Raw genomic sequence first — 16,193 nt, 5'->3', positions numbered from 1 at the left:
AGGAGGCAATGAGACGCATGGCTGCAGAGAAGTTGGTAGTCGACGCTTTTATCGAAATTCCTACAGGGAGCCAAAACAAATACGAGTTTGATAAAGAAACAGGCAAATTTAAACTGGATCGGGTGTTATTCTCTCCTTTTCATTATCCGACAGAATACGGGTATATTGAGAATACATTAGCGGAAGATGGAGATCCTCTCGATATTCTCGTTCTTACCTCTTTTCCTACCTTCCCGGGATGTGTCATTGAAACGCGGGTGATCGGAGTATTGATCATGACCGACGATAAAGGTAAAGATGAAAAACTGCTCGGTGTTCCTACCGAAGATCCGCGTTTCCGTCACGTCCATACCTTGGAAGATGTTGCTCCGCATATTCTGGATGAAATCGCTCATTTCTTCAGCGTTTACAAAGACCTGGAGAAAAAGAAAGTTACGATCGATGGTTGGGAAGGTCTTGACACCGCTTCTCGCCTTCTTGAGGAAGCGAGAGCACGCGCTGCGAAATAACCCGAGTCAGAGATTCCCTCAACCCAAAAGTGACCGGAGGGAATCTCTTCTTATCGAAACATCGTGTAACCCACTCGTTTCAAGACATATGACGACCATCCTGCAGCCATCGCACCGATTCCTGGCGTGACATAGTACAATAAGATCTCCGCTACCGGATAAGAGACGTTCGTCGTTTTGAAAAACACGATTCCTGCCAGTACCATGTAAGCGCCAAGACTGACCCACCAGGTCTTCGCCAGCAGATTCAAAATAAAGCCGATACCGAATGAAACGATCAAAAACAGCAATGCGGCTATGATGAGTTGATAAATCATATGACCGTCACCTCACCTCTCCTTCCCTACCGTATGTGCCATATCCCCGTAATATTACCGGATTCCTACTGTTTCGTTCCATGGAAGACACCATAACCGAGGTATTCGGCGTACATTGTCATCATCTCCGTGTTTTCCTGTACGATCTTTTGAATGTCCATGCTCGCAAAAACTTCAGGCGATATTTCCTGATGAAAATCCGGATAATTCATGTCTTCCATTGAATGCAGTCCCGCCGCGACGGTGCAAGGATCGCGCACCCCACATTGTTTGAATCCCGCCTTTTGCAATTCACGGATCCAACCATGAAACGATGGCACGAGTTTCGCACCGTATAACCGCGCGATTTTTTTTCGCAAGTCCTGGGAATGCGGTTTCAGCTCCACCATTTCCCGATCATAGAGCACACCGCCAGGAGCCAAAACGCGGTAATATTCTGACAGCGCCTCTCGTATCGGAAGAAAGACAGTGACCGACTCCGCGAAAACAACGTCGAAAGTTTGATCGGAAAAAGGGAGACGACACGCATCTGCACAGAGAAACTTCACTTGCACTCCTTCTTTTGCCGCACGTCTTTCCGCTTTTTCAATCATCAAGGGACGAATGTCGATGCCAATCACTTCACATTGCCGTTCTTTAGCGAGATAACAGGCGGTTCGGCCCGAACCGCAACCGATTTCTAAAACTTTCATTTTACGATTGAGCGGTATCTTTTCGACCAGTTCCACGGTAGCGGCAAATCCTCCCGGGTGCGCACTTCCAATTCCCAATTGTGCCAGTGCATCATGATAATTCATGATGACCCCTCCCTATATCTTCATTGTATGGTATGCCCGTTCATCGGGATATTCCATAGACATTTGTGACGATCAATGAAGACTCTCCGGAGGATTTACAGGATATATAGATGAGTAGAGGGATACGAAAAACAAAAATAACCGGTTCTTCCAAGGTGAAGGAACCGGTTATTTGCATTGCAAGTGAGGATGATTATCCTTGATCGGAATCATTCGTTTTTTTCTCTTGTTTGTACATCGAACGGAGGGCGGAACGATACTGTTCATCCTTGTATTTACCTACTGTTGCTTTAATAGAATGGGCTCGGGGGTAAAGTCCTCGGCGCAGAGCTTCTCTATACTCTTCATCTGTTTGTCTGGGAACATCTTCATACCCGATATCCCTGGATTCTGAAACAGAAGGAGGCGTGAAACGGTTTGAAGAAGGAGACTGATCCTTCAAAAGAAAATCCGTCTCCTGAGTCATTTTCTTCGGTTGTGTTTCCTCAGGATTTTCCTTTGAATTTCTCAACAGGTAGACATTCAATGGAATCAGAATGGCGCCTGCAAGTAATCCGACGACAATAAAAATAATGATAAAAGTCATGAATGCTCACCCCGTATGAAAAAACACCGTTAGAAGCACCTCATTGCATGTTTAGAGGAAGTTTTTTTGATATCCGAAAAGTATACACATAGCAGTCAAAGTCCTTCCTTTTCATTGACTGCCCTTAATGAGTCTATAAGTGACTTCGGAGACTCTGCGACCGAGAGCTCTTCCCAAAGCGAGATCATCTTCGGACGGTAAGTTTATCGGTGCATCTTCATCAAGTTCCACCGGACAGGTTACGGCCGCCCCGTAATACGAACCGTAGAGAACATTTTCGGGGATGTTGCTCGGCAAGCCGACAATGATCATACCGTTGTGCAGCATAGGAGTAATCAAGTTCCATAGGGTCATTTCCGCACCGCCATGAATCGTTGCCGTCGTACAAAAAGCAGCTCCGACCTTACCGATCAATTTACCTGCCGCCCATAAATATCCTAATTTATCGATCCACTCTTTCAAACCTGAGCTGATCGTGCCAAAGTGTCCGGGACACCCCCAAATGATCGCATCCACATCTTCCAGCTCATGCACTTTCGCTTCTTTCACATGACGAAGGAGCACATTCGCTTGATCCACATCTCGCGCCCCTTCGGCCACTGCTTTCGCCAACGCTTCTGTGTGGCCGTTTTCACTGTCATACACGACATAGATTTGCATCGTTGTTGCACCTCTGATTCATGATTTTGGAACCTGCCTGAAAAGGTTGCCCAAGGTGTATCTCTAAACCGGCCCCATACTTTGTATGATGTGATAAAGATTGGGGTTCGTATACGATCGCTTCTTTCCATATTGATCCATATGATCATTCGTAAGTATAGATCTATCCTTAAGATGTGTTCAAATTCAATTTTGTAAACATCCATGTGGCGATGGTTGTGGTCGTAAAACCGACGATGGCAAGTGGACGTATACCATAGCGGTCAAATACCGCTCCTAGAACAGGGGACATGACCCCCATAAGCATTACGTCGAACACTTTGCATTCGCGAAATGGTTCATGTATCCTGGAATTGAAGAAAGATGAAGGGGGAACGGAATAACCATGGTACATAAGGATCGTATTCCACCTGGGCAATTTGTCACAGACCGTTTTCCGGTACTTCACGCAGGAACTGTGCCCAATATCGATCTGTCCCGTTGGAATTTTCGCATTTTTGGTTTGGTGGAAGAAGAAAAAACACTGACGTGGGATGAATTCAACGCCCTTCCGCAAAGCCGCGTGGTATGTGATATTCATTGCGTGACCACATGGTCCCGCCTTGACAATACGTGGGATGGCGTTCTGTTCAAGGATGTTGCCAAACTTGTCAAGATTCAACCGGAAGCAAAATTCGTCCTCGTTCATGCGGAAGAAGGTTGGACCACGAATGTACCCTTGGAAGATCTCATGCGTGACAACGTGATTTTTGCACACAGCCATGACGGAAAACCCTTGACGAAAAATCACGGATGGCCGCTGCGTTTAGTCGTACCTCATTTATATTTCTGGAAAAGCGCGAAATGGGTGAGAGGAATCGAGTTTCTTGCTGAGGACAAGCCGGGGTTCTGGGAAGAACGCGGGTACCACTTGTACGCAGACCCGTGGATGGAACAGCGGTACCGCGACGATCCTGAATGGTACGATCGCGGTATCAATGATGAAGAGTATTATCGCACGATCAAGAAACGTGCTCGCGAGGAATGGGAACAAATGCAAAGAGGTAAATCGATCGAAGGAAATCGTGTTCAGAGAGATTGAATGGCAGCACGTTACGACTTTGCCACAGGTTCTTAGTCAGTCACGAACACATGAACCTTGGGCCAAAATAGTTATTTGACCCAAGGTTCATCGTGTGTCGATTACTTTCGACTCCGTACCTCAAAGATGGCAAACTTCAAGTATTCGCTCTCAACCGCCCCGTGAATCACCGGATGGTCTTTCCCCGCTGTTCGGTATTCCACCAACCGCAGAATCTTTTTTGCATCCAGTGCTGCGTCGGCGATCACTTCCATGAACATTTCCGGCCTCATATGATACGAACAGGAAGCAGTAACCAAGAATCCTCCTTCTCGTATCAGTTTCATCCCGTTCAAATTGATATCTTTATATCCTCTGTAGGCTCCTAGAAGAGCGCTTTTCGTTTTGGCGAAAGCCGGGGGATCCAGAATCACGACATCCCATAATCGTCCCGCTTGCACTTGCTCACGCAGGTAATCGAACGCATTGGCAACCACGAACTCCACGCGGTGAAGGAAGCCATTCAGGGTAACGTTTTTTTTGGCTGTCTCAATCGCATGTTCACTGATATCCAGACAGGTGACTTTCTTCGCTCCGTATTTGCATGCGTGTAATGTAAAGGAACCGGTGTGGCTGAAGCATTCGAGAACTTCGGCACCGTCCCAGAAAGGGTTCTTCACAATTTTATGCCGTTTATCGACCGGACGGAGTACAGGTTCCCCTTGTTCATCCAGAAGCGGGCGTACACCCGTACGTTCCCGTCCGTCTCTGTCCTGCAAAGGCTCACCGTCCTCACCGACTGGCTGAAGGGTTATCCCGTGTTTCTCTCCCCAGCCTTTCATCAAAGGTGCGATCGCTGCTCTGTTTTCGCGTTGGTCAAAGAAATAACCGGTTTTCTGCCCTTCCTCCAGATCGACGATCATCTTCAAACCGTTTTCACGAATCTCGACTTCCCGAGGAACCTCTCCCCACAACAGGCCCTTCGTCTGTTCCAATCCTTCCAATTCGCGCACAGGTACGTCACTGCGTTCGTAAATGCCCTTTGGTTGCAGACAGGTTTGCAATGCAGCGATGATCTCTTGCTTTCGAACTTCCATTCCCAAAGAGAGCACCTGAATCACAAGAAAATCGGCGAATTTATCAACGATCAGTCCCGGAAGGAAGTCGGCCTCTCCATAGATCACCCGGCAAGCGTTCGTATCCTCCAGAAATCTCCGGCGATAATCCCATGCTTCTTGTACACGGCGTATAAAGAAATCGGTATCAATTTCTTCCTTCGGGTTATATGTGAGTATCCGAGCGAATATTTGCGAGTTTGGGTTGATATAACCTTTGGCAAGAAAATGACCGTTATGGTTGCAAATTTCGGCGATTTCGCCCGGTATGACTTCACCTTCTATATGATCGATTTCACTTTGAAAGACCCAAGGATGGCCTTGCTCCAATCGTTTCTTTCGCTTACGTTGCAGGAAAATACGTACCATGGCATCGACTCCTATCTTGTCCGCATATATGTATAGTAGTTCCCCGAATGAGGTGAGTATCTATGTATTCATTCCTTCTCTTGACGATCGGTATGACCTGTTTTCTCGTTGGGATGTGGACGATGCGAACCGGTTTGGAAAATCTCGCGATCGGCCGTCTGCCGCTCATCTTGAAACGATTTGTCAAGACACCTACGCGGGGGATGATCACCGGTATCATCGTAACGATGCTGTTACAGTCAAGCGCAGCGGTCATGCTCATTACGATCGGTCTCGTGGCAGCAAAACAACTGTCGTTCGCCGACAGTATCGGCGTGATTCTGGGAAGCAACGTAGGAACGAGCGTGACTGTACAACTGCTCGCATTACAATTAGATCAATTGATTATTCCCGCCATCTTGCTTGGGGTATTGTTGAGCATCGTCTTACGCGATTCCAAACGGTATATAGGATTAGCTGTCTTTGGCTTCGGGGTCATGCTGTTCGCGTTGGAAGTGATGACCTATGCTCTCACGCCGTTGGGAGAGTCACAATGGTTCCGACACATTTTGACCCTCTCCTCCCAAAGTCCTTTTTTTGGAGTACTGGCAGGTACATTACTGACATCGCTTATCCAGAGTTCGACAGCAACAACAACGTTGACGATCGCTCTGGCGGCTGATGGTTTGATCGATCTCCCAGGGGCGATCGCCATCGTGCTGGGAAACAATATCGGTTCCTGTATCACCTCGGTCATCGCAAGTATCGGAAATTCGTTACCGGCGAAACAGGTAGCCGCCGCTCACGTGTTTCTGAACGTAGCTGGAGTGATCGTTTTTTTGCCTTTGATCATTCCTTTCGCCACGTTCGTGCGATGGTTTTCAGATTCGCTTCCGATGCAAGTAGCCACTGCGCATACGTTATTTAATGTGATCTCCTCTCTGGCCGTCTGGCCGATATCCAAACCGTTCGCAACATGTATCGAACGTCTGATTCCCGAAAAGAGGTAAACGATTTACATGGTCGTATTCATGAAGGGATGATTCCTAGTACGTTTCCCTTGTCGCACCGCCTTCCACGATCGCGATCGAAGCGCTCGCGCCAATTCGTGTAGCCCCCGCTTGCAGCATCGCCGCAGCATCTTCACGCGAGCGAACGCCACCGGATGCCTTGACCCCCATATTGGGTCCAACCGTTTCCCGCATGAGCGCAACATCTTCTTTTTTCGCTCCGCTGCTTGAAAAACCTGTAGACGTTTTTACAAAATCGGCTCCAGCCGCTTTTGCCAGCAGACAAGCCTTGATCTTCTCCTCATCTGTCAACAAAGAATTCTCGATGATCACCTTAACCAAAGCTTGGCCTTTGGCCGCTTCGACAACAGCCTTGATATCATCATGTACGGCTTGCAACTTTCCAGCCTTTAAAAGACCGATTGAAATGACCATATCGACTTCATCCGCACCATGTTCAATTGCTTTTCGGGTTTCGAACACTTTGACTTCTGTACTCGTCGCCCCGAGCGGAAAACCTATAACCGTACAGACTTTCACGTTCGAATCCTTCAGTTCTTCCGCGGCGAGCGGCACAAATAAAGGATTTACACAGACAGAGAAAAATTGGTATTCTCTTGCCTCCGCACAGAGTTTGCGGATCGCTTCCGGGGTAGCTTCCGGTTTTAACAAAGTATGATCGATTAATCCCGCGAGGGCGTCCATGGAGTATGAAAGAAACACGCCTTGTTCCGTGGGAATCGTTCCAATCTCCGCTTCTACTTCTTTTCTGACTTTCTCAATCAACTGTTTCATGATATCATTCCTTTCAATCGATTCACTGCTTCTTCAATAATCGCTTGGTTATTTTCATACCCTCGTTTTTTATGTAACTCACTTACGGTATCCAAAGGATACCACATCACGTCACGAATCTCTTCAAGCTGTGCGGCCGTTTCTCCAGAGACGGCCTCTACGAGAAAGTATGTTACATGTTTTCTACCGGACCGCCCTCCCAAGCGGTAATCATACTCAATGACACCCAACGGTTCCCCAACGATCCTTCCGCGTATACCTGTTTCTTCTTCTATTTCTCGTAATGCGGCTTCTTCAACCGTTTCATCGTCTTCTAAATGTCCTTTTGGTATAGAAATATACCCGAAACGGTCATGAATCAACAAGACTTCAAGTCGTCCATTCTGTATCCTGTAAACGACGCCTCCCGCCGTTTGCTCCATATTCATCACCTCTCAACATATTCTACACCAATCGAAATTTGAATGGAATGCAGAGACAATCCCATCCCATTCCTGCTTGAACGTGACGATAGCGACACGAGCAACAACAATGAATGATCGCTGCCAAAACGCGAGAAATAAACAAAGCCGGCTTTCTGCGGGAGAAAACCGGCTTAAGCCGAAAACATACGCGAGATCTGTTTCTCGCCGAACTACACCAATTGTAAAGGTATCTCTTCGGGAAATGGAGTAGCGTTCTTTTTCCCGAATGTCAATTGCTTTTCAAATGATCCTTTGGATACTGTTATGCCCGGTTCTGTCAAGCGAACTTGACAAATTTCACCGATCAGATCCGGATGGCCCCGGAATGCAATTTTAATATAGTTATCCGAATAGCCAACAAGCAAGCCTTCTTCATTAATCTCTTCCGGAATTACTTCCAGGGAGCGCCCTTCAAATTGTTTCGCATACTCTTTTTGTAACACGTTCGATAATTGGATCAAGCGATTGACACGTTCGTGTTTCACATCTTCGGGTACTTGATCACGGTATTTCGCCGCTGGAGTTCCTTTGCGTTTCGAATACGGGAAGACATGCAAGTCGGCAAAATGTTGCTCTTTTACAAAGTTATACGTTTCCATGAAGAGTTCTTCCGTTTCTCCCGGAAAACCGACGATCACATCTGAGGTGATCGCAAGCTCAGGCAGAGCGACTCGTAATTCTTCCAGTTTTTTCGCAAAGTCTTCAACGGTGTACTTACGGTTCATGCGATCCAGAATCGCGTTGGAACCTGACTGCAACGGGATATGCAGGTGATGGCAAACTTTTTCCGAGCGTGTTAACACGTCGATCATCTTCTCATCGATCTCGGATGCTTCAATCGATGAAATGCGGATGCGCTCGAGTCCTTCCACTTTTTCGAGATCAACAAGCAGATCGGCAAGACCGTAACCATCGAGATCATCGCCATATCCGCCCGTATGAATCCCTGTCAACACGATTTCATAATAACCTGCTTTAACGAGTTTCTCCGCTTGACGGATCACGTTTTCGGGCTTGCGGCTGCGAATGAAGCCGCGGGAATATGGGATGATACAGAACGTGCAAAAATTGTTGCAGCCTTCCTGGATTTTTAACGATGCGCGTGTCCGGTCTTGAAATTCCGGCACATCCAGTTCCTCAAATTCACGCTGTCTGCGCACGCTGGAGACGAATTTCATCGGTTTTTGCTCTTCCATGACCTTCTCCGTCAGGTCGACGATCTGATCGCGTTTTTGCGTTCCGATCACCAGATCCACACCCGGTATCTCCAGGATCTCATCAGGAGCCATCTGCGCATAACAACCGGTTACCACTACCGTTGCCTCCGGGTGACGACGGATCGCCCTGCGGATCATCTGTCTGGATTTCTTATCACCCGTATCTGTTACCGTGCATGTATTGATCACATAGATATCCGCAATGTCGTTAAAATCGACTTGCGTATATCCGCGTTGTTTAAACAAATTCCAAATCGCTTCGGTATCATACGCATTCACTTTACATCCCAACGTATGAAATGCCACAGTGCTCATCATTTTCCACCTCCCAATTCTCCATAATGATATAAAATCGCAGAAGCCGTTACAAGCCCTGCCGTTTCCGTGCGTAAGATGCGCGGACCCAGACTTACCGTCTGAACCCCCGCTGCTTTCGCGCGTTCCACTTCTTCCTTATCAAAACCGCCTTCGGGTCCAATAACGATCGCTATCGTAGTCACTTGCGGGAACCGCGTTAATACTTCACGAATTCCTCGCTGCTCTTCTCCTTCATAAGGCATCAAGACAAGATCATATTCTTGTATGGAAGAGAGCCAAAAGCCTAACGATTGGCTTGTACGAATCTCCGGGATGAACGTACGATGCGCCTGTTCCGCCGCTTCCTTCGCGATTCTCTGCCATCTTTCGCGCCTTTTGGCTTGTTTTTTTGCATCATATTCCACGATTGTCCTCGCTGTTTCTAATGGCTGAAAAACGGTAATGCCCACTTCCGTTCCCTTCTGGACAATCAAATCCATTTTATCACCTTTAGGAAGGGACTGTGCAAGTGTAAGTTTTACCGTTGGTTCGACGTTTTCGTCCAACTCCCTCAGGATCGTACCGACCACCCGATCCGTCTCTAACTCCACCAGACGAACGAGCCAGGAACGTCCCTGCCCATCACAACAGATCACTTCATCTCCTTCCCGCATGCGCATCACGCGCGCGATATGTTTGGCATCCTCACCGATCACCATTATTGTTCTCTCCTGTATTTGATCAACGGGGACAAAATATCGTTGCATACAACTCCCTCATTTCTTGATGGCAGCAAATGCTTTCCAGTCCTGTTCATCCCATTCGTCGAGGATGGAAAACCCTTGCGCAACCAGTTCCTCACGTACCTGTGACGCTTTCTCTTGAATGATTCCGGAGACGATGAATTTGCCGTTCGTTTTTAACAATCGATAAGCGTCACCCACAAACATGAGGATGACTTCAGCCAATATATTGGAAACGATCAAATCATAAGAGCCCATAACCCCTTGCAATAAATCGTTTTGGCGAACTTCTACTTGCTCTGCCACTTGATTTGTCAACACGTTTTCTCGTGAAACTTCGATAGCTACAGGGTCGAGATCGAGAGCCAACACGCTTCTGGCACCTAGCTTCGCTGCCGCGATCGAAAGAATCCCGCTCCCACAACCGACATCAATTACGTCACAACCTTTTGTCAAATGTTTTTCCAATAACCGAAGACAAAGTGCGGTAGTAGCATGTGTTCCTGTGCCGAACGCCATCCCCGGATCCAAGCGGATGATTTCTTCACCGGGACCCGGTTCATAAGCTTCCCAAGTCGGACAGACGGTAATCCGTTCGGAAATTCGAACGGGATGATAATATTGTTTCCAGGCATTCGCCCATTCTTCTTCGTCCCGTTCCTCCATAAGGATTTCCCCTGCACCCGGATCCAGTCCGAATTCAATGAGCCCCAATACTTCATCACGGATCGAAAGGATCATGTCCGGATCGCTCGATTCTAGCGGAAAATACCCTTTCACACGGATTCCTTCTTCAGGGAAGTCTGCCTCATCTAACGCATAGATTTCGCCATAACGATCTTCATGCACGATCTCTGTCTCATTTGAATCTTCAATAACAACTCCCACGGCTCCCGCCCGGTGTAAAATCTCAGAAACTGCTTCTTGTGCTTCATGTGTCGTCAAGATGGAGACTTCCATCCATTTCATAGGATCCATTCCCTTCACGAATGAAATAAGAGGCCCACGGTATGAATCCGTGGGCTCACCTGCAAAACGATCAATCCCAGTTAAAAGCGTCTTTTACACCATCGCGCACTCTTTCAAAGAAGGAACGCGTTTGTTCCTGAGGATTCACTCCTAATTCTTTCCCTAATTGACGCAACAATTCTTTTTGTTTCTCTGTCAACTGACGAGGGGTAATGACATTCACGCGAACGTGTTGATCGCCTCGTCGGTCGCTGTGGACAAAAGGAATGCCGCGTCCGCGCAGGCGAAATAACGTACCGCTTTGCGTCCCCTCAGGAATCCGAAGTCTCGCCCGGCCATCAAGCGTCTCCACCTCGATCTCATCGCCGAGAGCCGCTTGCACAAAAGAAATCGGGACTTCACAATATACATCCTGTCCCTCGCGCCGGAAGAATTCATGCTCACGCACATGAACGATCACATACAGATCGCCGGGCTTAGCTCCTTTCTCACCCGCTTCGCCTGCACCCGGGATGCGTATGCGATTCCCTGTGTCCACCCCAGCCGGGATTTTCACATGGATTTTGCGACGAACGCGCACTTGCCCAGCGCCGTGACATTCGCTGCATGGATGCGTGATTCGTTTCCCGTCCCCGCCGCATGCTTGGCAGGTTCGGCGATTCACCATCCGCCCGAGCGGCGTGTTGATGATCTGTTCTTGAACCCCGGTTCCTCGGCAGATCTTACAAGTCTCTGGAGAGAAGCCCGGTTTAGAACCCGTTCCGTGACAGGTTTGACATTCCTCCATCCGCGGAACTTCCAATTCTTTCTCCACACCGAAAGCCGCTTCTTTGAAATCCAATTGTAAATTATACTGCAAATCCGCTCCCTGACGAGGCCCGCGCGGTCTCCCGCCCCCGCCAAAGAACATATCAAAAATGTCACCGAACCCGCCGAAGTCTCCGAATCCACTGAACCCTTGCCCACCGAATCCGGCGGCACCGGGATCTTCGTGACCAAACTGATCATAACGAGCTCTCTTCTCGTTGTCGGAGAGCACTTCATATGCTTCCGTTATCTCTTTGAACTTTTCTTCCGCTTGCGGGTCATCTTTGTTGACATCCGGGTGATATTTTCTCGCAAGCTTCCGGTACGCCTTTTTAATCTCGTCTGTGCTGGCCGTTCGACTGACGCCCAGCACTTCGTAATAGTCTCGTTTACTCACAAGGGATCACCGACTTACTTTTTGTCTTCGTCGACGACCGTGTAATCGGCATCTACAACGTTATCCTTATTTTCTGTTGCACCCGCTGCCGTGTTTCCCGCTTGTTGTTGAGCCGCTTGCTCATACAGTTTCGCACCGAGTTGTTGGACGACCTGAGCGAGTTCGTCGGAAGCGCGCTTAATCGCTTCGATATCTGTACCTGCCAACGCCTCTTTCACTTTGTCTTTCGCCGCTTTCGCTTTATCCAATTCCGATTGATCGATCTTGCCTTCCAGATCTTTCATCGTTTTCTCTGTCTGATATACGAGAGAGTCGGCGGTGTTTCGAATGTCGATTTCTTCCCGTTTCTTACGGTCAGCTTCGGCATTCATCTCCGCTTCTTTCACCATGCGTTCGATCTCTTCTTTCGACAGCCCGGAAGAAGATGTGATCGTGATCTTCTGTTCGCGTCCCGTTCCAAGATCTTTCGCTTTGACATTCACAATTCCGTTTGCGTCAATATCGAATGTCACTTCGATCTGAGGTACGCCACGCGGTGCCGGCGGAATATCGGAAAGAATGAAGCGTCCCAATGTTTTGTTGTCGCGAGCAAGCTCACGTTCCCCTTGTAACACATGGATTTCCACCGATGTCTGGTTATCGGCTGCCGTGGAGAAGATCTGGGATTTCGATGTCGGAATGGTCGTGTTACGCTCGATCAGTTTCGTAAAGACGCCTCCCAGTGTTTCGATACCGAGGGAGAGAGGCGTAACATCAAGGAGTACGACATCCTTTACTTCACCGGTTAAAACACCGCCTTGGATGGCAGCACCTACTGCGACCACTTCATCTGGGTTTACACCTTTAGAAGGCTCTTTTCCAATGAGCTTCTTAATCGCTTCTTGCACGGCAGGAATGCGTGTAGAACCGCCCACGAGAATCACTCTGTCGATCTGTTCAGGGGTCAATCCCGCGTCGCTTAACGCTTGGCGTGTCGGGCCGAGTGTCGCTTCAACAAGATCTCGCGTCAACTCTTCGAACTTCGCGCGTGTCAAATTCACTTCCAAGTGTTTAGGGCCGGTAGCGTCGGCTGAGATAAAGGGTAAGGAGATCGTTGTCGTCAAGACGCCAGACAACTCTTTCTTCGCTTTCTCCGCCGCATCTTTGAGACGCTGCATCGCCATACGGTCTTTCGAAAGATCGATACCGGTATCCTTTTTGAACGTTTCAATCAGATATTGAATGATACGCTCATCGAAATCGTCCCCACCCAAACGGTTATTACCTGAGGTTGCCTTTACTTCAAATACACCGTCACCGAGCTCTAGGATCGAGACGTCAAACGTACCCCCGCCGAGGTCGTAAATGAGGATCGTTTGATCGTCTTCTTTATCCAAACCGTACGCAAGTGCTGCCGCCGTCGGCTCGTTAACGATACGCAGCACTTCAAGACCCGCAATTTTTCCGGCATCTTTTGTCGCTTGACGTTGGGAATCGTTAAAGTAAGCAGGAACGGTAATCACCGCTTGCGTGACCGGTTCGCCCAAGTACGCTTCCGCATCGGCTTTCAATTTTTGCAGGATCATCGCGGATATCTCTTGAGGTGTATATTGCTTGTCTTCAATGGTCACTTTATAATCGGTTCCCATGTGCCGCTTGATCGAAATCACCGTATTATCAGGGTTTGTAACCGCTTGGCGCTTCGCGACATCCCCCACCAAACGCTCACCATTTTTAATCGCAACGACAGAAGGCGTCGTACGTCCCCCTTCCGCGTTCGGAATCACCACCGGTTCTCCGCCTTCCATGACAGCAACACAAGAGTTGGTTGTTCCCAAGTCGATTCCAATCACTTTGCCCATATATGTTAACCTCCCATTAGATTACAAATATGTTTGTAAGTACGTATCGTGTTACTGTGCAACTTTTACCATGGCTGCACGAATAACTTTCTCCTTCAATTTGTAACCGGAACGAAGCTCTTCGACAATAGTCCCTGATGGAAATTCTTCCGTCGCTTCCACTTGCATGACCGCTTCGTGCACATTCGGATCAAATCGCTGACCGACGGTTTCCATCCGAAACAAGCCTTCTTTCTCCAATATCTGTTGCAGTTGTCGCCAAACCATGTCAATGCCTTTTTTGAGTGTATCCACATCATCTGTTTGTGCATTCATTGCCAATTGGAAATTATCAATTACAGGGAGCAACTCCTGTACCAGACGCATGGTGGCGTATTGGCTCAATTCTTCCTTCTCTTGCCGCGAACGTTTGCGGAAGTTATCAAAATCGGCCTGCACACGCAGGTAACGGTTCTGAAGATCCTGCAATTCCGCGTGTAATCGTTCGATTTCCGCTTCTGCAGGATTGTTTTCCTGCGTCAGTTCCTGATCTTCTGTCTCCTCTGGCTTTTGTTCGACAGTGGCTTCTGCCGTTTCCTCGGTTACCGGTGTTTCCTTTTCACTTTTCTCGTGTTCCTGTTCTTGTTTCATATAAGATCCCTCCTTGATCTTAGAATCCGCCTTGGTCTTCCATCCCGTCGCTCCGCATGCGAACGATCGTTTGAATTCGCAAAACGGCAACGGCAACCTCGCCTGCAGCCTTGAGGGCGTGATATTTCACAAGTGTCGGATCTAAGACCCCTCGCTTCATCATATCAACAACTTCGCCACTTTCACAATCGATCGCGAGCGAATCGCAGTTCGTATGAATCTGTCCGGCGTTTGCATCTTCGATTTTTTCCAGCGGATTGAAGCCCGCATTCAACACGATTTGTGTAATCGGGCGACGCAAAGCCTTAGCAACGGCGTCAACACCGTAAGCCGCCATACCGCGAACCTTCTCGCGATATTTCTCAATGACGCGGCTGATATACAATTCCAGAGCGCCACCGCCGGGTACAATACCTCCGCGTACGGCCGCCTGTACTGAAGACGCTGCATCTTTTGCAATGCGAGCCCTCTCGCCAACAACTTCGGCCGTAGTCGCTCCTACCAAAATGGTGGCCATGGGTTTACCATGACCGCCTTCCAACCGAATCATATCCATGCGTTTATCTTGATAAACGTGTGCACACCAGCCCAACATTTTTTTCAGTTCATCGGGAGACTTGTGCAAACCTGTGCGTTTCACAGGTCGGGCACCCGTATAATCGGCAAGTCGCCTCATATCGCGTGAAGAAACACGCTGTACCACAAATACACCGGCTTCCGTGAGCATTTCCTCTGCAACCGGAGATACTCCACGACCCGTACAAATGAAGCGAACACCAAGATCAATCAAACGCCGTACCGATTGGCGAAATTCCTCTTTGTACTGCAAATAGGTTTGAAAGCCAGTTTCCGTACGCAATGCTTCTTCATCGATTCCTTCCGCTTCCAACGCATCGTCAAGCAAGAAGACCCATGTCTTTTCGACTTTCTCCGGCATATGCGGGCTCATTCGTTGCTTATTCAGCAGAAGACCGTGAAACACTTCGCTCGTCGCACCGACGGACGACACGATCATCTCGGAGAGACGAAAAGATGGGTCTCTCAATTTTTCCAAGCCCATCAGTTGTGCAGCTTTGACGACAAGTGAAGCGATATCCCCATGTTCCCTTCCGGCGATTCTTGCCACCTGTAAAAGCCGAGGGTCATCCACTTGCTCTAGCGGGCGGCTGCGCGCTTGTATTTCTTCCAAAGCGCGCGAAATTCCTTGCTGGATACCTTCGATGACCCTTGTGACGGGGACACCCGTCTGCACATGGGCACAGGCTTCTTGCACGAGAGCCCCCGCCAGCAAGGTGGCGGTCGTCGTGCCGTCACCGATTTCATCCTGCTGCGCGCGTGCAATGTTGATCAGCATCTTCGCTGCGGGATGGGTGATCTCCATTAAATCTAATATGGTGACCCCATCGTTTGTGACGATCACATCGCCGTTACGACTGACCAGCATGGTATCAAGCCCTTTGGGACCCAACGTCCCTTCGACGGCGGCAGTCACTGCACGGACCGCTTGAGCATTCGACAGCAGTGTCGAGTGGCGATCCTCTTGTTCACTCCACTTTTGTTTATTGTTCGACATGTACATCGAATCCTTGTAACAAGTTTCCATTACCATGTACACAAAGCATTATGAACAA

Annotated in this window: 17 protein-coding genes; 3 read left to right on the top strand and 14 right to left on the bottom strand. The window is 48.5% G+C overall.

Features of this window, described 5'->3' with window-relative positions:
• Positions 1-17 precede the first annotated feature (17 nt).
• Positions 18-509: an inorganic diphosphatase gene (locus DNHGIG_RS15065; RefSeq protein WP_282200359.1), complete on the top strand. Its 492-nt coding sequence runs from the start codon at positions 18-20 to the stop codon at positions 507-509.
• Positions 510-559: 50 nt separating this feature from the next.
• On the opposite strand, the gene DNHGIG_RS15060 is transcribed toward DNHGIG_RS15065, so the two are convergent.
• The 4 genes from DNHGIG_RS15060 to DNHGIG_RS15045 form a co-directional block, all read right to left on the bottom strand.
• Positions 560-826 (bottom strand): YuiB family protein, encoded by a 267-nt coding sequence (locus tag DNHGIG_RS15060; protein WP_282200358.1) that lies wholly within the window; start codon positions 824-826, stop codon positions 560-562.
• Between the two features lie 65 nt (positions 827-891).
• The gene (locus DNHGIG_RS15055; protein ID WP_282200357.1) at positions 892-1,623 is read right to left on the bottom strand and encodes a class I SAM-dependent methyltransferase; all 732 of its coding nucleotides are present in this window, start codon (positions 1,621-1,623) and stop codon (positions 892-894) included.
• 193 nt (positions 1,624-1,816) lie between these two features.
• A complete protein-coding gene (locus DNHGIG_RS15050) occupies positions 1,817-2,209 on the bottom strand; it encodes a hypothetical protein (RefSeq protein WP_282200356.1) in 393 nt (130 codons plus the stop codon).
• Between the two features lie 111 nt (positions 2,210-2,320).
• Complete coding sequence (locus DNHGIG_RS15045; RefSeq protein ID WP_282200355.1) at positions 2,321-2,869, bottom strand: NAD(P)H-dependent oxidoreductase; 549 nt, start codon at positions 2,867-2,869, stop codon at positions 2,321-2,323.
• 385 nt (positions 2,870-3,254) lie between these two features.
• Here DNHGIG_RS15045 and DNHGIG_RS15040 point away from each other — a divergent pair, with 385 nt between their 5' ends.
• Complete coding sequence (locus DNHGIG_RS15040) at positions 3,255-3,950, top strand: sulfite oxidase-like oxidoreductase (RefSeq protein ID WP_439647744.1); 696 nt, start codon at positions 3,255-3,257, stop codon at positions 3,948-3,950.
• Between the two features lie 101 nt (positions 3,951-4,051).
• Here DNHGIG_RS15040 and DNHGIG_RS15035 read toward each other — a convergent pair whose 3' ends face one another.
• A complete protein-coding gene (locus tag DNHGIG_RS15035; protein WP_282200354.1) occupies positions 4,052-5,413 on the bottom strand; it encodes a class I SAM-dependent rRNA methyltransferase in 1,362 nt (453 codons plus the stop codon).
• Positions 5,414-5,475: 62 nt separating this feature from the next.
• On the opposite strand from DNHGIG_RS15035, the gene DNHGIG_RS15030 reads away from it, so the two are divergent.
• Positions 5,476-6,402 carry a Na/Pi cotransporter family protein gene (locus tag DNHGIG_RS15030; protein WP_282200353.1) on the top strand — a complete coding sequence of 309 codons (927 nt, stop codon included), beginning with the start codon at positions 5,476-5,478 and terminating at the stop codon, positions 6,400-6,402.
• Positions 6,403-6,438: 36 nt separating this feature from the next.
• Here the strand turns inward: DNHGIG_RS15030 and deoC are convergent, their stop codons facing one another.
• From deoC to DNHGIG_RS14985, 9 genes are all read right to left on the bottom strand, one after another.
• Positions 6,439-7,107, bottom strand: a complete 669-nt coding sequence (gene deoC / locus DNHGIG_RS15025; protein ID WP_282201439.1) for a deoxyribose-phosphate aldolase — start codon at positions 7,105-7,107, stop codon at positions 6,439-6,441.
• A gap of 86 nt (positions 7,108-7,193) precedes the next feature.
• The gene (locus DNHGIG_RS15020) at positions 7,194-7,619 is read right to left on the bottom strand and encodes an NUDIX hydrolase (protein ID WP_282200352.1); all 426 of its coding nucleotides are present in this window, start codon (positions 7,617-7,619) and stop codon (positions 7,194-7,196) included.
• 212 nt (positions 7,620-7,831) lie between these two features.
• Positions 7,832-9,193, bottom strand: coding sequence for a tRNA (N(6)-L-threonylcarbamoyladenosine(37)-C(2))-methylthiotransferase MtaB (gene mtaB, locus DNHGIG_RS15015; RefSeq protein WP_282201438.1), 1,362 nt, complete (start codon positions 9,191-9,193; stop codon positions 7,832-7,834).
• Positions 9,193-9,942, bottom strand: a complete 750-nt coding sequence (locus tag DNHGIG_RS15010) for a 16S rRNA (uracil(1498)-N(3))-methyltransferase (RefSeq protein WP_282200351.1) — start codon at positions 9,940-9,942, stop codon at positions 9,193-9,195. The genes mtaB and DNHGIG_RS15010 overlap by 1 nt, the downstream gene beginning before the upstream one ends.
• Positions 9,943-9,951: 9 nt before the next feature.
• A complete protein-coding gene (gene prmA, locus DNHGIG_RS15005; RefSeq protein ID WP_282200350.1) occupies positions 9,952-10,887 on the bottom strand; it encodes a 50S ribosomal protein L11 methyltransferase in 936 nt (311 codons plus the stop codon).
• A 70-nt stretch (positions 10,888-10,957) separates the two neighbouring features.
• Positions 10,958-12,091: a molecular chaperone DnaJ gene (gene dnaJ / locus DNHGIG_RS15000; protein WP_282200349.1), complete on the bottom strand. Its 1,134-nt coding sequence runs from the start codon at positions 12,089-12,091 to the stop codon at positions 10,958-10,960.
• Positions 12,092-12,105: 14 nt separating this feature from the next.
• Complete coding sequence (gene dnaK, locus DNHGIG_RS14995; protein ID WP_282200348.1) at positions 12,106-13,932, bottom strand: molecular chaperone DnaK; 1,827 nt, start codon at positions 13,930-13,932, stop codon at positions 12,106-12,108.
• Between the two features lie 51 nt (positions 13,933-13,983).
• Positions 13,984-14,562, bottom strand: coding sequence for a nucleotide exchange factor GrpE (gene grpE, locus DNHGIG_RS14990; protein ID WP_282200347.1), 579 nt, complete (start codon positions 14,560-14,562; stop codon positions 13,984-13,986).
• 19 nt (positions 14,563-14,581) lie between these two features.
• Positions 14,582-16,135, bottom strand: coding sequence for a TCP-1/cpn60 chaperonin family protein (locus tag DNHGIG_RS14985; RefSeq protein WP_282200346.1), 1,554 nt, complete (start codon positions 16,133-16,135; stop codon positions 14,582-14,584).
• Positions 16,136-16,193: the final 58 nt, after the last annotated feature.

The sequence above is a fragment of the Collibacillus ludicampi genome (assembly GCF_023705585.1).
Taxonomy (GTDB): domain Bacteria; phylum Bacillota; class Bacilli; order Tumebacillales; family BOQE01; genus Collibacillus; species Collibacillus ludicampi.
The sequence above is the reverse complement of the archived record's forward strand: the minus strand, read 5'-3'. Positions and strand labels throughout refer to the sequence as shown.

Excerpts from the sequence above, each read along its gene's own strand:
- prmA (WP_282200350.1), bottom strand. The coding sequence starts at position 10,887 with ATGAAATGGATGGAAGTCTCCATCTTGACGACACATGAAGCACAAGAA.
- DNHGIG_RS15065 (WP_282200359.1), top strand. The coding sequence starts at position 18 with ATGGCTGCAGAGAAGTTGGTAGTCGACGCTTTTATCGAAATTCCTACA.
- DNHGIG_RS15055 (WP_282200357.1), bottom strand. The coding sequence starts at position 1,623 with ATGAATTATCATGATGCACTGGCACAATTGGGAATTGGAAGTGCGCAC.
- DNHGIG_RS15035 (WP_282200354.1), bottom strand. The coding sequence starts at position 5,413 with ATGGTACGTATTTTCCTGCAACGTAAGCGAAAGAAACGATTGGAGCAA.
- DNHGIG_RS15020 (WP_282200352.1), bottom strand. The coding sequence starts at position 7,619 with ATGGAGCAAACGGCGGGAGGCGTCGTTTACAGGATACAGAATGGACGA.
- DNHGIG_RS15045 (WP_282200355.1), bottom strand. The coding sequence starts at position 2,869 with ATGCAAATCTATGTCGTGTATGACAGTGAAAACGGCCACACAGAAGCG.
- deoC (WP_282201439.1), bottom strand. The coding sequence starts at position 7,107 with ATGGACGCCCTCGCGGGATTAATCGATCATACTTTGTTAAAACCGGAA.
- dnaK (WP_282200348.1), bottom strand. The coding sequence starts at position 13,932 with ATGGGCAAAGTGATTGGAATCGACTTGGGAACAACCAACTCTTGTGTT.
- grpE (WP_282200347.1), bottom strand. The coding sequence starts at position 14,562 with ATGAAACAAGAACAGGAACACGAGAAAAGTGAAAAGGAAACACCGGTA.
- DNHGIG_RS15050 (WP_282200356.1), bottom strand. The coding sequence starts at position 2,209 with ATGACTTTTATCATTATTTTTATTGTCGTCGGATTACTTGCAGGCGCC.
- DNHGIG_RS15030 (WP_282200353.1), top strand. The coding sequence starts at position 5,476 with ATGTATTCATTCCTTCTCTTGACGATCGGTATGACCTGTTTTCTCGTT.
- DNHGIG_RS15060 (WP_282200358.1), bottom strand. The coding sequence starts at position 826 with ATGATTTATCAACTCATCATAGCCGCATTGCTGTTTTTGATCGTTTCA.
- DNHGIG_RS15010 (WP_282200351.1), bottom strand. The coding sequence starts at position 9,942 with ATGCAACGATATTTTGTCCCCGTTGATCAAATACAGGAGAGAACAATA.
- DNHGIG_RS14985 (WP_282200346.1), bottom strand. The coding sequence starts at position 16,135 with ATGTCGAACAATAAACAAAAGTGGAGTGAACAAGAGGATCGCCACTCG.
- mtaB (WP_282201438.1), bottom strand. The coding sequence starts at position 9,193 with ATGAGCACTGTGGCATTTCATACGTTGGGATGTAAAGTGAATGCGTAT.
- DNHGIG_RS15040 (WP_439647744.1), top strand. The coding sequence starts at position 3,255 with ATGGTACATAAGGATCGTATTCCACCTGGGCAATTTGTCACAGACCGT.